This is a genomic window from Stutzerimonas azotifigens DSM 17556, from assembly GCF_000425625.1.
Lineage (GTDB): Bacteria > Pseudomonadota > Gammaproteobacteria > Pseudomonadales > Pseudomonadaceae > Stutzerimonas > Stutzerimonas azotifigens.
On record NZ_AUDU01000046.1, the window covers coordinates 31,292 to 44,818 of the forward strand.

16 protein-coding genes are annotated in these 13,527 nt (G+C 71.6%); 11 read left to right on the plus strand and 5 right to left on the minus strand.

From position 1 onward, the window contains the following. Window positions 1-79 precede the first annotated feature (79 nt). A complete protein-coding gene (gene ypfJ, locus H610_RS0105275) occupies window positions 80-952 on the plus strand; it encodes a KPN_02809 family neutral zinc metallopeptidase (protein ID WP_028238712.1) in 873 nt (290 codons plus the stop codon). A 3-nt stretch (window positions 953-955) separates the two neighbouring features. On the opposite strand, the gene H610_RS0105280 is transcribed toward ypfJ, so the two are convergent. Both H610_RS0105280 and tesB read right to left on the minus strand, forming a co-directional pair. Beyond that, window positions 956-1,555 carry an HAD family hydrolase gene (locus tag H610_RS0105280; RefSeq protein ID WP_028238713.1) on the minus strand — a complete coding sequence of 200 codons (600 nt, stop codon included), beginning with the start codon at window positions 1,553-1,555 and terminating at the stop codon, window positions 956-958. Then, a complete protein-coding gene (gene tesB, locus H610_RS0105285; RefSeq protein WP_028238714.1) occupies window positions 1,552-2,421 on the minus strand; it encodes an acyl-CoA thioesterase II in 870 nt (289 codons plus the stop codon). The genes H610_RS0105280 and tesB overlap by 4 nt, the downstream gene beginning before the upstream one ends. A gap of 253 nt (window positions 2,422-2,674) precedes the next feature. On the opposite strand from tesB, the gene H610_RS0105290 reads away from it, so the two are divergent. The 3 genes from H610_RS0105290 to H610_RS0105300 all read left to right on the plus strand — a co-directional run bounded on the left by H610_RS0105290 (window position 2,675) and on the right by H610_RS0105300 (window position 5,774). Beyond that, entirely contained in the window at window positions 2,675-3,595 is a 921-nt protein-coding gene (locus H610_RS0105290) for a histone deacetylase family protein (protein ID WP_028238715.1), read from the plus strand. Window positions 3,596-3,832: 237 nt separating this feature from the next. Next, complete coding sequence (locus H610_RS24520; RefSeq protein ID WP_152529047.1) at window positions 3,833-4,465, plus strand: hypothetical protein; 633 nt, start codon at window positions 3,833-3,835, stop codon at window positions 4,463-4,465. 70 nt (window positions 4,466-4,535) lie between these two features. Continuing rightward, window positions 4,536-5,774, plus strand: coding sequence for a BaiN/RdsA family NAD(P)/FAD-dependent oxidoreductase (locus tag H610_RS0105300; protein WP_028238717.1), 1,239 nt, complete (start codon window positions 4,536-4,538; stop codon window positions 5,772-5,774). Window positions 5,775-6,075: 301 nt separating this feature from the next. On the opposite strand, the gene ribD is transcribed toward H610_RS0105300, so the two are convergent. Beyond that, entirely contained in the window at window positions 6,076-7,188 is a 1,113-nt protein-coding gene (gene ribD, locus H610_RS0105305) for a bifunctional diaminohydroxyphosphoribosylaminopyrimidine deaminase/5-amino-6-(5-phosphoribosylamino)uracil reductase RibD (RefSeq protein WP_028238718.1), read from the minus strand. Continuing rightward, window positions 7,188-7,652 (minus strand): transcriptional regulator NrdR, encoded by a 465-nt coding sequence (gene nrdR, locus H610_RS0105310; RefSeq protein WP_028238719.1) that lies wholly within the window; start codon window positions 7,650-7,652, stop codon window positions 7,188-7,190. The genes ribD and nrdR overlap by 1 nt, the downstream gene beginning before the upstream one ends. A 117-nt stretch (window positions 7,653-7,769) precedes the next feature. On the opposite strand from nrdR, the gene H610_RS0105315 reads away from it, so the two are divergent. The 4 genes from H610_RS0105315 to trxA all read left to right on the plus strand — a co-directional run bounded on the left by H610_RS0105315 (window position 7,770) and on the right by trxA (window position 10,390). Then, window positions 7,770-8,195, plus strand: coding sequence for a YbaY family lipoprotein (locus tag H610_RS0105315; RefSeq protein ID WP_028238720.1), 426 nt, complete (start codon window positions 7,770-7,772; stop codon window positions 8,193-8,195). Then, window positions 8,192-8,881: a class I SAM-dependent methyltransferase gene (locus H610_RS0105320; protein WP_028238721.1), complete on the plus strand. Its 690-nt coding sequence runs from the start codon at window positions 8,192-8,194 to the stop codon at window positions 8,879-8,881. The genes H610_RS0105315 and H610_RS0105320 overlap by 4 nt, the downstream gene beginning before the upstream one ends. Window positions 8,882-8,902: 21 nt before the next feature. Continuing rightward, entirely contained in the window at window positions 8,903-9,430 is a 528-nt protein-coding gene (thpR, locus tag H610_RS0105325) for an RNA 2',3'-cyclic phosphodiesterase (RefSeq protein ID WP_028238722.1), read from the plus strand. 87 nt (window positions 9,431-9,517) lie between these two features. Continuing rightward, window positions 9,518-10,390, plus strand: a complete 873-nt coding sequence (gene trxA / locus H610_RS0105330; RefSeq protein WP_028238723.1) for a thioredoxin — start codon at window positions 9,518-9,520, stop codon at window positions 10,388-10,390. Here trxA and H610_RS0105335 read toward each other — a convergent pair. Continuing rightward, a complete protein-coding gene (locus H610_RS0105335) occupies window positions 10,387-10,749 on the minus strand; it encodes a hypothetical protein (protein WP_028238724.1) in 363 nt (120 codons plus the stop codon). The two genes, trxA and H610_RS0105335, sit on opposite strands and share 4 nt — an antisense overlap. A gap of 108 nt (window positions 10,750-10,857) precedes the next feature. Here H610_RS0105335 and H610_RS0105340 point away from each other — a divergent pair, with 108 nt between their 5' ends. The 3 genes from H610_RS0105340 to H610_RS0105350 are packed head-to-tail and all read left to right on the plus strand — an operon-like array spanning window position 10,858 to window position 13,524. Further along, entirely contained in the window at window positions 10,858-11,490 is a 633-nt protein-coding gene (locus H610_RS0105340; RefSeq protein ID WP_028238725.1) for a DUF2796 domain-containing protein, read from the plus strand. Between the two features lie 16 nt (window positions 11,491-11,506). Further along, window positions 11,507-12,217 carry an ABC transporter ATP-binding protein gene (locus H610_RS0105345; protein WP_028238726.1) on the plus strand — a complete coding sequence of 237 codons (711 nt, stop codon included), beginning with the start codon at window positions 11,507-11,509 and terminating at the stop codon, window positions 12,215-12,217. Then, window positions 12,217-13,524 (plus strand): ABC transporter permease, encoded by a 1,308-nt coding sequence (locus H610_RS0105350; protein WP_028238727.1) that lies wholly within the window; start codon window positions 12,217-12,219, stop codon window positions 13,522-13,524. The genes H610_RS0105345 and H610_RS0105350 overlap by 1 nt, the downstream gene beginning before the upstream one ends. Window positions 13,525-13,527 lie beyond the last annotated feature (3 nt).

Below are 13,527 nucleotides of genomic sequence, written 5' to 3' on the forward strand. Positions count from 1 at the left end.
GCCCAGGGTCGTTTTCTCCGAGGGCCGTGCCGATGTCGGCCGTGCATCATCCATCGTGCCCGACTTCGAGGAGATTCCAATGCGCTGGCAGAAGGCTCGTCGCAGCGACAACGTGGTGGACGCCCGCGGGCGCTCCGGCCGAGGCCTGCGTGTCGGCGGCGGACTGGGCCTCGGCGGCATCGCCGTGGTGGTGGTGCTCAGCCTGCTGATGGGCCAGGACCCGCTGCAGGTGCTCGACCAGCTCGCCGGCGAAGGCGCCGGCGTGCAACCCGCGCCGACCCAGCAGGTCGGGCCGCCGCCGGTGGCCGACCCCGAGACCGAATTCGTCCGCGCCATCCTCGGCGACACCGAGGACACCTGGGCCGCCCTCTTCGCCCAGGCCGGCGAGCAGTACCGCGAGCCGCGGCTGGTGCTGTTCCGCCAGGGCGTGAACTCCGCCTGCGGCTTCGCCAGCTCCGCCACCGGCCCCTTCTACTGCCCCGGCGACGAGCAGGTCTACCTCGACCTCAGCTTCTTCCAGGAGATGGAGCAGCGCTTCGCCGCCGCCGGCGATTTCGCCCAGGCCTACGTGATCGCCCATGAGGTCGGCCATCACGTGCAGACCCTGCTCGGCGTTTCCGAACGCATCCAGGCCGCGCGCCAGCGCGGGGTACGCCTGGAGGGCGACAATGGCCTGCTGGTACGGCAGGAATTGCAGGCCGACTGCCTGGCCGGGGTCTGGGCGCATCACGCGCAGCGCCGACACCAGTGGCTGGAGCCGGGCGACCTGGAGGAAGCCCTGGGCGCGGCCAACGCGATCGGCGACGACCGCCTGCAACAGCGCAGCAGCGGGCAGGTGGTGCCGGACGCCTTCACCCACGGTACCTCGGAGCAGCGGGTGCGCTGGTTCCGCACCGGTTTCGAGCGCGGCGAACCCGGCGCCTGCGATACCTTCGGCGCCGGCTCGCTGTAGTAGCTACCAGTTGGCCTGCAGCTGGCGCAGCAGCGCCGCGCAATCCTCGGCATGCAGGTCGGTCAGGTCCGGCCAGGGGTTGTCCGGGCTGTTGACCAGCACGCCGCGGGCACCGGCGGCGCGTGCGCATTGCAGGTCGAAGCGGTAGTCGCCGACCATCACCAGCTCGGATGCCGGCACGGCCCAGCAGTCCGCCAGCTTCAGCAGGCCGCCCGGGTCGGGCTTCGGCGGCGCCTCGTCACGGCCGAGCACGTCGCCCTCGGCGAAACAGTCGCCCATGCCCACCGCCGCCAGGGTCACCAGCGCCAGCTCGCGGGCGTTGCGCGTCAGCAGGCCGAGCCGGCAGCCGCGCGCCCGCAGCGCATGCAGCAATTCCCGCGCGCCGCCGGCCGGACGCGCCGCATAGGCCAGCTCACGCTCGTGCTCCAGCAGCCAGGCGCGCTTGGGCGCGGCCTCCGCGGCCGGCAGCCGGGCCAGGTGCTCGAGGATGTCCTCCTCCGGCGGGATGTCCAGCGCACGGCGAATCGCGGCGAAATCGTGTACGGCAATGGTCAGGGTGCCGTCCATGTCGAACACCCAGTGCCGCGCGTCGGCGAAGCTCATTTCGCCTCGCCGCGCTGGCGCATCAGCCCTTCCTGCGCCACCGAGGCCACCAGTTGGCCCTGGCGGTTGAAAATGCTACCGCGGGCGAAGCCGCGGCCGGCGCCGGCCCAGGGCGAGTCGGAGGTGTACAGCAGCCACTCGTCGACGCGCAGGTCGCGGTGGAACCAGATCGCGTGGTCGAGGCTGGCGAGCTGCATGTGGGGCTGCCAGAAGGTCACCGCATGCGGCTGCAGCGCGGTGCCGATGAAGCCGAAGTCCGAGGCGTAGGCCAGCAGGTACTTGTGCAGCGCCGGAATGTCTGCGAGCCGGCCATCGGCGCGGAACCAGACGTGCTTGATCGGTTCCATGGGCTCCGGTTTCAGCGGGTTCTGGTAGGTAACGGGGCGAATCTCGATCGGCTTGGGACAGAGGAACTTCTCGCGCATCTTCTCCGGCATCAGGTGCGCGACCTGCGCAGCCAGTTCCATTTCGGTCGGCAGGCCTTCGGGCCCCACCACCTCGGGCATCGGCAGCTGGTGCTCGAAGCTTTCCTCGTCGATCTGGAACGAGGCGCTGCAGGTGAAGATGGTCTGGCCCTTCTGCACCGCGCTGACGCGGCGGGTGGTGAAACTGCCGCCGTCACGCACCCGGTCGACCAGGTAGACCACCGGCAGCTGGGCATCGCCGGGGCGCAGGAAGTAGCCGTGCAGCGAGTGCACGTGGCGCTCCGGGGCGACCGTCTGGCTGGCGGCCGAGAGCGCCTGGCCGAGCACCTGGCCGCCGAACAGCTGGCGGAAGCCCAGGTCCTGGCTGTTGCCGCGGAACAGGTTCTCTTCGATCGGCTCCAGCGTCAGCAGCTCCACCAGGGCTTCGAGTATCTGGGACATTCTGGCTTCCTTGAATTGGGGCACGGGGCAAGCGCGCAATGGTACGGTTTCGTCAGGGTGCGCTCCAGTCGGGGGCCGTCTCGGCCCGCAGCCGCAGCGGGTGGCCGGGCGGCGAACGCATCCGGTGTCACCCGATACCGATGCAGATTCGATGCCTGCCCGACCTGCGGCTTCAGCCGTTCGGCCGTCGGGGCGCCTTGAGGACGGCGGGGAGCGGCGGCCATACTGGCGCGCCGCATCCGAGACGACGCACATGCCCTTGCCGCTGGTCTACCACGAGGACTACAGCCCGCCGCTGCCGGCCGGTCACCGGTTCCCCATGGAGAAGTTCCGGCTGTTGCGCGATCACCTGGTCGACAGCGGTTTGACCACCGACGCCGCGCTGTTGCGCCCCGAGCTCTGCCCGCGCGAGCTGCTCACCCTCGCCCACGAGCCGGGCTATGTCGACCGCTACTGCAGCGGCGAGATGACCTGCGAGGAACTGCGCCGCCTCGGCCTGCCCTGGAGCGAGGCACTGGCGCGGCGCACCGTGCGCGCGGTGGGCGGTTCGCTGCTGGCCGCCGAACTGGCGCTCGAGCACGGGCTGGCCTGCCACCTGGCCGGCGGCACGCACCACGCGCACCGCGATCACGCCTCGGGCTTCTGCATCTTCAACGACCTGGCGATCATCGCCCTGTCGCTGCTGGAAAGCGGCCGCGTCGATCGCGTGCTGATCTTCGACTGCGACGTGCACCAGGGCGACGGCACCGCGCGCCTGCTGGAGCAGGTGCCGGACGCGGTCACCGTGTCGCTGCACTGCGAGAAGAACTTCCCCGCGCGCAAGGCCCGCAGCGACTGGGACATCGGATTGGCGCCGGGGCTCGGCGACGAGGCCTACCTGCGGGTGGTCGACGACGTGCTCGGCTACCTGCTGCCGCTGTACCAGCCGGACCTGGTGCTCTACGACGCCGGCGTGGACGTGCACCGCGACGACGCCCTGGGCCTGCTGCAACTCACCGACGCCGGCCTGGCCGCCCGCGACTCGCGGGTGATCGACCACTGCCTGGGCCGCGACATCCCGGTGGTGGGCGTGATCGGCGGCGGCTACGACAGGGACCGCGCCGCCCTCGCCCGCCGCCACGGCATCCTCCACCACAGCGCCAGCCAGCTGTGGGCGGAGCGCGGGCTCGGCTGATTCGCGTCTGGATGCATCGAGGGCCAACCGTCGTACCGGCGCAGGCCGGTACCCAGCGGGGCAACGCAGATGCTTCGCAAGCCACGGCCCCCCTCGAGCGCACGGACGAACCGGCCGACGGAACTTCCTTCGCGGCGCAGAACCCCAATTCAACGACAGCTGCGCTTCGTCATCCGATCGCCAGTGCACTGGCGACCACCTACCCGTGCCGCGTTCATAAGAACAAGGGGTCACCCGATGCCTTCAACCAATACGCTGCCGCCCGTCCGCTCCCGCTCGTCCCGCCCCGATCACGCCTGGGGCGCGGTGTTCGCCGGCCTGGTGCTGGCGCTGGCCGTTTCGCTTTTACTGCACCTGCTCGGCCTGGCGATCGGCCTGGCCAGCCTGGAGCCACTCGCGGAGAACGCTCCGTTCGCCGGCCTGCTCAGCGCCGCCGGCCTGTGGTCGCTGCTCACCGCAATGCTGGCGCTGGCGATTGGCGGTTTCGTCGCCGGGCGTCTGGCGCCGCGGCACGGCCTGCTGCACGGGTTGCTGGTATGGGCAGTGTCGGCGCTGGCGGCCGTCTACCTGCTGACCAGCCTGGCGGGCTCGCTCGGTGCCGCCGGTGCCAGCCTGCAGGCGATGGGCGCGGACCTCTCGGCCCTGATGCCGCAGGCCGCGCAGCCGGTCCCGGAAGCAGGCGCAGGCGCCCCGGACGCCACTGCCCAGCTGCGCCGGCCTGACGAGCAGAGTGCCCGCGTGCTCGGCGAAGCGGCGGCCGAGCGCGCCTCGCAGGTGAGCTGGGCGCTGCTGATCGTGCTGCTGGTCAAGGCGGTGATCGCGGCCCTGGCCGGCGCCCTCGGCCAACGCAGCCGACGCCGGGAGGCCTGACCGGCCGCGTCGCCTGCGCGGCGGGCAGCCGCTAGAATGTGCGCCCTTCGCGAACAAGGGCGCACCGGCCATGGCCTCTCCAACCCGTACCTTTCATATCGCCGTCATCGGCGGCGGTCCCGCCGGGTTGATGGCCGCCGAAGTGCTGGCCGGCGGCGGCGCGACCGTCGCGCTGTACGATGCCATGCCGTCGGTGGGCCGCAAGTTCCTGCTGGCCGGCGTTGGCGGCATGAACATCACTCATGCCGAAGCCTTCGAGCCCTTCGTTTCGCGCTACCGGGCCCGCGCGCCGGAGCTGCGGCGCCTGCTCCAGGCCTTTCCGCCGCAGGCCCTGCGCGACTGGATCCATGGCCTCGGCATCGACACCTTCGTCGGCAGCTCGGGGCGCGTGTTCCCCACCGACATGAAGGCCGCACCGCTGCTGCGCGCCTGGCTCAAGCGCCTGCGCGAAGCCGGCGTGAGCATCCACACCCGCCACCGCTGGCTGGGCTGGACCGCCGAAGGCGCGCTGCGCTTCGCCACGCCCGAAGGCGAGCGCACGCTGACCGCCCACGCCACCGTGCTGGCGCTGGGCGGCGGCAGCTGGGCGCGACTGGGCTCGGACGGCGCCTGGGTGCCGCGGCTGGAAGCGCTCGGCGTCCCGGTCGCGCCGCTGCGGCCGGCCAATTGCGGTTTCGAGGTCAACGGATGGAGTTCGCTGCTGGTCGAGCGTTTCGCCGGCGCGCCGCTGAAGGCGGTCGGCCTCGGCCTGCCCGGCGGGCCGTCGCGCAAGGGCGAGTTCATCCTCACCACTACCGGCATCGAAGGCAGCCTGGTCTATGCCTTCTCCGCGGAAATCCGCGAGGCCATCGAACGCACCGGGCAGGCGACGGTGCTGGTCGACCTGCTGCCGGACCGCCCGCTGGCCGCCGTGGAAGCCGCGCTGGTCCGCCCGCGCGGCACGCAATCGATGGCCAACCACCTGCGCCGCCAGCTGCGTCTGGAAGGCGCCAAGGCAGCACTGCTGCGCGAGCTCACCGGCCCGGAAAGCTATGCCGATCCGCAGGCGCTGGCCCGCGCGATCAAGGCGCTGCCGCTGACACTGGCCCGCCCGCGCCCGCTGGACGAGGCGATCAGCAGCGCCGGCGGGGTGCCCTTCGAGGCGCTCGACGCGCGGCTGATGGTGCGCGCCCGTCCCGGCCTGTTCTGCGCTGGGGAAATGCTCGACTGGGAAGCGCCGACGGGCGGCTATCTGCTCAGCGCCTGCTTTGCCAGCGGGCGGGTGGCGGCCGAAGGGGCGCTGGCCTGGTTGCAGGAACACAATCGCTAATGGCCTGAATCTGTCATACCGGCGCAGGCCGGTATCCAGGTGCGGTATCGGGATTCAGGCCCAACACATTCCACGCCCCCTGCCCACCGGCCTGGGCCCCGGCCTTCGCCGGGGCGACGGGGCTTAGGGTTGGCCGTTCACGCCACCATTACGCTGCCTGCAGTCTTCGGGGGCAGCTAGCGTTATGCGCCGCTCCCACTCCAAATCACCCGCCACATTCCCACCGTCGTACCGGCGCAGGCCGGTACCCAGTGGAGCAACGCGGCAGGTCGGCAGGACTGCGAGGGGCAGGCCCGCACGATCAGCCAGGCAGCGGCACCGCGAGAATGCGCCAGTCGGAGCCGAAGGCGCGGATGTCCTGAATACTCAGCTCGGGCGCCTCGGCCATGCGCTCCAGCGGCCAGTCCAGCAGCGGGCGGGCCGAGGAGCCGAGCAGCTTGCCGGCGACGAACAGGTGGTATTCGTCCACCAGCCCCTGTTGGGCGAAGGCGCCGGCCAGCCGCGGGCCGGCCTCGACCAGCACCTCGTTGACGCCGCGCCGGCCGAGCTCGCGCAGCAACGCCGGCAGGTCGACCTGGCCGTCGGCGCCGGGCAGCGCCAGCAGTTCGTGCCCGGCCGCCTGATAGGCAGCGGACGCGGCCGCGTCGCGGCTCACCACCAGCGCCGGGCCGACGGTGAAGAACGGCCTGTCCAGCGGCACCCGCCGACGGCCGTCGATCAGCACGCGCAACGGCGGGCGGCGCAGCGCCAGCGCGGTCAGCTCCGGAGCGAGCCCCAGTTCGTCAGCGCGCACCGTGAGCCGGGCGTCGTCCTGCAGCGCGGTGTCGGCGCCGCTGAGCACCACGCTCGAACGCGCGCGCAGCCGCTGCACCTCGCGCCGCGCCGCCGGCCCGGTGATCCACTGGCTCTCGCCGCTGGCCATCGCCGTGCGGCCGTCGAGGCTCATCGCCAGCTTCACCCGCACGAACGGCAGGCCGCTTTCCATGCGCTTGATGAAGCCGGGGTTGAGCGCCCGTGCCTCGGCCTCCAGCACACCGCTGGCGACCTCGACACCGACGCCGCGCAGGCGCGCCAGCCCGCGGCCGGCGACCAGCGGGTTGGGGTCCTGCATGGCCGCCACCACTCGCGCCACGCCGGCGCTCACCAGCGCCTCGGCGCAGGGCGGTGTGCGGCCGTGATGACTGCAGGGCTCGAGGGTGACGTAGGCGGTCGCGCCACGGGCGGCCTCGCCGGCCTGGCGCAGCGCGTGCACTTCGGCGTGCGGCTCGCCGGCGAACGGGTGCCAGCCCTCGCCGATCACGGCGCCGTCCTTGACCAGCACGCAGCCGACCCGGGGGTTGGGATGGGTGGAATACAGGCCCTTGCGGGCCAGTCGCAGGGCGCGCGCCATCCAGGCCTGGTCGGGCGCCTGCATCAGACTTTCGAGGGCTCGCGGGACAGCCGCTCGATTTCCTCGCGGAATTCGTTGAGGTCCTGGAAGCGGCGGTAGACCGAGGCGAAGCGGATGTAGGCCACCTCGTCGAGCTTCTGCAGCTCGGCCATCACCAGCTCGCCCAGCACCCGCGACTTGACCTCGCGTTCGCCGGTGGCGCGCAGCTTGTGCTTGATGTGCGCGATTGCCTCCTCGAGGCGCTCGACGCTGACCGGGCGCTTCTCCAGCGCGCGCTGCATGCCGGCGCGCAGCTTGTCCTCGTCGAACGGCTGGCGGCTGCCGTCCTGCTTGATCAGCCGCGGCATGACCAGTTCGGCGGTCTCGAAGGTGGTGAAACGCTCGCCGCAGGCCAGGCACTCACGACGCCGACGCACCTGGTCGCCCTCGGCCACCAGCCGGGAGTCGATCACCTTGGTGTCGTGCGCGCTACAGAAGGGACAGTGCATGGGAAGGCGGGGCTGGTCAGACGTCGGGACGCCATGGTAGCGCATCCGCCCGGCAAGACAAGCCGACGGCTTTGCTGCTATACAGGCGGCCATTGCGTCTTCGCGAGGAAGCCCTCCGTGCCGTTACGCCCATTGCTCCTGCCGGTCCTGGCGGCGCTGCTGGCCGCCTGCGCCGGCCCCGAACCGGCTCCCGCCCCGCCGGCGAAAACCATCGACACCACGCCCACCAGCCAGCCGCTCAATACCCTCAGCGGCAGCCTGCTCGGCGTGCCCGCCGGGGCCGAGGTGGAACTGGCGCTGATTGCCGTCGACGCCCGCCAGCGGCCGGACCGGCTGCTGAGCAGCCTGCGCCTGAAGGGCCGCGGCTCGGAGCTGCCATTCGCGCTGAAGTTCAACCCCGAGATCTTCGGCCAGGGCCACCACGTCGAGCTGCGCGGGCGGGTCACCGACCACGGCGAGCTGATCATGCGCCTGCCGGCGCAGACCATCACCCGCGGCACCAACCAGGCCCTGGGCCCGCTGCAGGTGGTGCCGGCGCCGTGACCCCGCCGCCCGAGCTGCAGCAGGCGCTGGGCCAGCTACTCGGCGACGCGCGGCTGAGCGCCACGCCGCTGCCCGGCACCGACCTTTCGCTCTGGCTGATCGACGCCGACAACATGGACCGCGCCTTCAGCCCGGAGGAAACCCGGCGCATCCTCGAAGAGCCGCCCTACTGGTGCTTCTGCTGGGCCAGCGGGCTGGTGCTGGCGCGCTGGCTCGCCGAGCGGCCGGAGTGGGTGCGCGGCAAGCGCGTGCTGGACTTCGGCGCCGGCTCGGGGGTCGCCGCCATCGCCGCGGCACACGCCGGTGCCCGCGAGGTGGTCGCCTGCGACCTCGATCCGCTGGCTCTGGCCGCCTGCCGGGCGAACGCCGAGCTCAACGGCGTCACGCTCGGCTATTCGGCGGACTTCTTCGCCGAGGCCGACCGCTTCGACCTGATCCTGGTCGCCGACGTGCTCTACGACCGGGCCAACCTGCCGTTGCTCGACCATTTCCTCGACCGCGGCCGCGAGGCGCTGGTGGCCGATTCGCGGGTGCGCGACTTCGCCCATCCGCACTACCGCCGCCTCGAGGCGCTGGAAGCCTGCACCTGGCCGGATCTCGCCGAACCGGCCGAATTCCGTCGGGTCAGCCTCTATCACGCCACCCGCGAGGCGCACGCCCGGGCCCCGGCCGCTGTCCAAGCCTGACCGCCTCGACGGGACACGCCGATGCCCGACTCCGCCCTGCGCCTGTTCTTCGCCCTGCCCTGCCCGCCGGCGCTGGCCGCCGAGGTCTGCGCCTGGCGCGACCGCCTGGCCGCCAGCGGCCGCCCGGTGCGCCGCGACAACCTGCACGTGACCCTGGCGTTTCTCGGCAGCCAGCCGGCCAACCGCCTGCCCGCGCTGTACGAGCTGGCCGCCCGGCAGTCGGGCGAGCCCTTCACGCTGCATTTCGATCGCCTGGAACGCTGGCGCAGCGGCCCGCTGGTGCTGACCTGTGGCGAGCCGCCGGCGGCGCTGATGGTGCTGGCCGCGCGCCTGCAGGCGGCCCTGGCCGAAAGCGGCGTGACGCTCGACGCGCGCCCCTACCGGCCGCACCTGACGCTGATGCGCGACGCCCGGCCATTCACCGGCGTCGAGCCCGACTTCAGTCTCGCCGTCGAGCGCTTCGCCCTGTACCGCTCCGAGCAGGGTCCCGACGGGGTCCGCTACGCGTGCCTGCGGGACTGGCCGCTGGCCCCGCCCGCCGGCGCCTGAGACTTGCCGAGCGCCGGGCGGTGCTTGAAACTCGCGGTCCGCGGCCCAACCTTTGGGCCCATTGCCTCTTACCTCCCGGCGGGCCCCATGAGCGACACTCCGTACATCTTCGACATCGACGGCGTCCAGAGCTTCCAGCAGCTGGTCATCGACAACTCCTTCCAGAAACCGGTGCTGGTGGACTTCTGGGCCGAGTGGTGCGCGCCCTGCAAGGCACTGATGCCGCTGCTGGCGAAGATCACCGAGGAGTACCAGGGCGAGCTGCTGCTGGCCAAGGTCAACTGCGACGTCGAGCAGGACATCGTCGCCAGCTTCGGTGTGCGCAGCCTGCCGACCGTGGTGCTGTTCAAGGACGGCCAGCCGGTCGACGGTTTCGCCGGGGCGCAGCCGGAATCGGCGATCCGCGCCATGCTCGAGCCGCACGTGCAGATGCCCGCCGCGCCGCAGGCCGACCTGCTGCAAGCCGCGCAGGCGCTGTACGCCCAGGGCCGCTTCGGCGAGGCCGAGAGCCAGCTGAAGACGCTGCTCGGCGAGGACAACGGCAACGCCGAGGCGCTGATCCTCTACGCCCGCTGCCTGGCCGAACGCGGCGAGCTGGGCGAGGCGGAAACCGTGCTCGGCGCGGTCACCGGCGAGGAGCACAAGCAGGCGCTAGCCGGCGCCCGCGCGCAGCTGACCTTCCTCCGCCAGGCCGGCGAACTGCCGGACAGCGCGACCCTCAAGAGCCGGCTGGCACAGGACCCGAACGACGACGAGGCGCTCTATCAGCTGGCGATCCAGCAACTGGCGCGCGGGCAGCACGAAGCGGCGCTGGACGGCCTGCTCAAGCTGTTCGTGCGCAACCGCAACTACGCCGACGGCCAGCCGCACAAGACCCTGCTGCAGGTCTTCGAACTGCTCGGCAACGCCCACCCGCTGGTGACCAGCTACCGCCGCCGGCTGTACCAGGCGATCTACTAATCCGGACCCTGCCGGTCGGGATAGCCGACCCAGCGGAACAACGGCGCGCCCTCGCCCTGGCTGACGGTGACCGCCGCGCTGTGGCGCAGCCGCACCAGCAGGCGCTTGGCCCCCTGGTCACCACCGGCCAGCGCGCGCAACTGGGCGAGCAGCGCCGGCCCCTCCATCTCGCCGAGGTCGCGCAGCAGCTGCTGGGCTGCCTGCCACAGCGGCTCCTGCGGCGAAGGCGGCGGCTCGGCGGCGGCCGATCGCGTGCCGGCCACCGACAACTGCTCGGCCACGCGCTGCCAGTCCTGCGCCTCCAGCTCGACCTGCAGATCCACCGACCATTCGCCGATCCGGCCACGCACTCGAATCATGGGCAACCTCCTCTAGACCGCTGCATCCTCCCATGCCCGCACGGGGCTGGCCACCGCGGTGGGAAAGTTGTTATAACGTAACACCCCAATCGGAACGGAAACCGCACCATGCGAGCCTATCTGCTGCCCTGCCTTCTGTTGCTGCCCCTGACCGCCTTCGCCGCCGACGACCACGATCACCACGCGCACGACCACGCCCATAGCCATGAGCACGCACACGAGCATGAGCATGAGCATGAGCATGAGCACGGTGCGCTGGGCGCCCACGAGCACGGCGCGGCCGAACTGGACGTGGCGCTGGAGAACAACGAATTGACGCTGGCGCTCGACAGCCCGGCGGTCAACTTCCTCGGTTTCGAACACGCACCCGGGACGCCGGAAGAGCAAGGCAAGGCCGCCGACGTGCGGATGATGCTGGAGCGCCCGCTCGAATGGCTCGGCCTGGCCGAGGCCGCCGGCTGCGAGGTGATCGAGCAGAGCATCCAGGGCCAGGCGATCGGCCTCGGCCACCCGGGCTACGGCGAGCGCAGCGCGCAGCCGGCGGCCGAACAGGACGGACACAGCGACCTGGAGGCGAGCTACCGCCTCAAGTGCCAGGCCCCCGACGCGCTCGACGGCCTCGACCTGCGCGCGCTGTTTGCGAAGTACTCGGGACTCGAGCGCTTGCAGGTCCAGTTCGTCGGCCCCGACGGCCAGGCCGGCGCCGAGCTGACGCCGAGCCAGCCTCGCCTGAGCTTCTGAGGGCCTGATCCACACCATGAGTGAACCCCTGCTGCACCTCACCGACGTCGGTTTCGCCTGGCCCGGCCAGCCGGCGCTGCTGGACATCCCGGCCTTCAGCCTGGCGCGCGGCGAAACACTGTTCCTGCATGGCCCCTCGGGCAGCGGCAAGACCACCCTGCTCGGCCTGCTGGGCGGGGTGCACAGGGCCGACCGCGGCAGCATCCGCCTGCTCGGCTGCGAGCTGGGCGGACTGTCCTCGGCGGCGCGCGATCGCTTCCGCGCCGACCACAGCGGCTACCTGTTCCAGCAGTTCAACCTGCTGCCGTTTCTCGCCGTGCGCGACAACGTCACCCTGCCCTGCCGCTTCTCGCGGCTGCGCGCCGAACGCGCGCGGCAGCGCCACGCGGGCGTGACGCAGGCGGCCACCGAACTGCTGCGCCGCCTGGGCCTGCCGGACGACCTGCACGCACGCCGCGCCAGCAGCCTGTCGATCGGCCAGCAGCAGCGCGTCGCCGCGGCGCGGGCGCTGATTGGCCAGCCGGAGCTGGTCATCGCCGACGAACCGACCTCGGCGCTCGACGCCGACAGCCGAGAGGCCTTCATCAACCTGCTGTTCGAAGAATGCCGCGCGGCGCAGGCCAGCCTGCTGTTCGTCAGCCATGACCGCAGCCTGGCGCCGCTGTTCGATCGCAGCCTGTCGCTGCTCGACCTGAACCGCGCCGCCCGCCTGCCGGAGATTCGCTGATGCACCTGCTGCGCCTCGCCCTGGCCAGCCTGGCCAACCGCCGCTTCATCGCCGTGCTGACGGTCTTCGCCATCGCCCTGTCGGTCGCCCTGCTGCTGGCCGTCGAACGCGTGCGCACAGAGGCGCGCGCCAGCTTCGCCAGCACCATCAGCGGCACCGACCTGGTGGTCGGCGCCCGCTCCGGCTCGGTCAACCTGCTCCTGTATTCGGTGTTCCGCATCGGCAATGCGACCAACAACATCCGCTGGGAAAGCTTCGAGCACTTCGCCAACCACCCGCAGGTGAGCTGGGCCATCCCGCTCTCGCTCGGCGACTCGCACCGCGGCTACCGCGTGCTCGGCACCAGCCAGGCGTACTTCGAGCACTACCGCTACGGCCGTCGCCAGGCCCTGCAGCTGGCCGAGGGCCGCCCGTTCGGCGGCGACCCGTTCGAGGTGGTTCTCGGCGCCGAGGTGGCGCGCACGCTGGGCTATCAACTTGGCAGCGAGCTGGTGCTGGCGCACGGCGTGGCCCGGGTCAGCCTGGTGGAGCACGACGACAAGCCGTTCACCGTGGTGGGCATACTCGCCCCCACCGGAACGCCGGTGGACCGCACCCTGCACATCTCGCTGGCCGGCATGGAGGCGCTGCACGTCGACTGGCGCAACGGCGTTCCCGCCCAGGGTGCGGCCCGGATCGATGCCGAACGCGTGCGCGCCCTGCTGCGCGATTGCCAGAACGGCCCAGACGACGCCTGCCGGAGCATCCTGCAGCCTAAGGCGATTACCGCCTTCCTGCTCGGGCTGAACAACCGCGTCGCCACCTTCGGCCTGCAGCGCGCGATCAATGAGTACCGCGGCGAGCCGCTGCTGGCGATCCTCCCCGGGGTGGCGCTGCAGGAGCTGTGGAGCCTGATGAGCGTGGCCGAGCGCGCGCTCTTCGTGGTCTCACTGTTCGTGGTGCTGACCGGCCTGGTGGGCATGCTCACGGCGATCCTCGCCAGCCTCGCCGAGCGCCGGCGGGAAATGGCGATCCTGCGTTCGGTGGGCGCGCGGCCATGGCACATCGGCGGCCTGCTGATGCTCGAGGCCACCGCCCTGGCGCTGGCCGGCATCGCCCTCGGCCTCGGCCTGCTCTACCTCGGCATCGCCCTGGCGCAGGCGCCGCTGCAGGCGCACTATGGGCTCTACCTGCCGCTGGCGCTGCCGAGCCTGCACGAATGGCAGCTGCTGGGCGGTATCCTCTGCGCCGCTATCCTGATGGGCCTCGTACCGGCCTGGCGCGCCTACCGGCAGTCGCTGGCGGACGGGCTGTCCATCCACCTGTGAGAG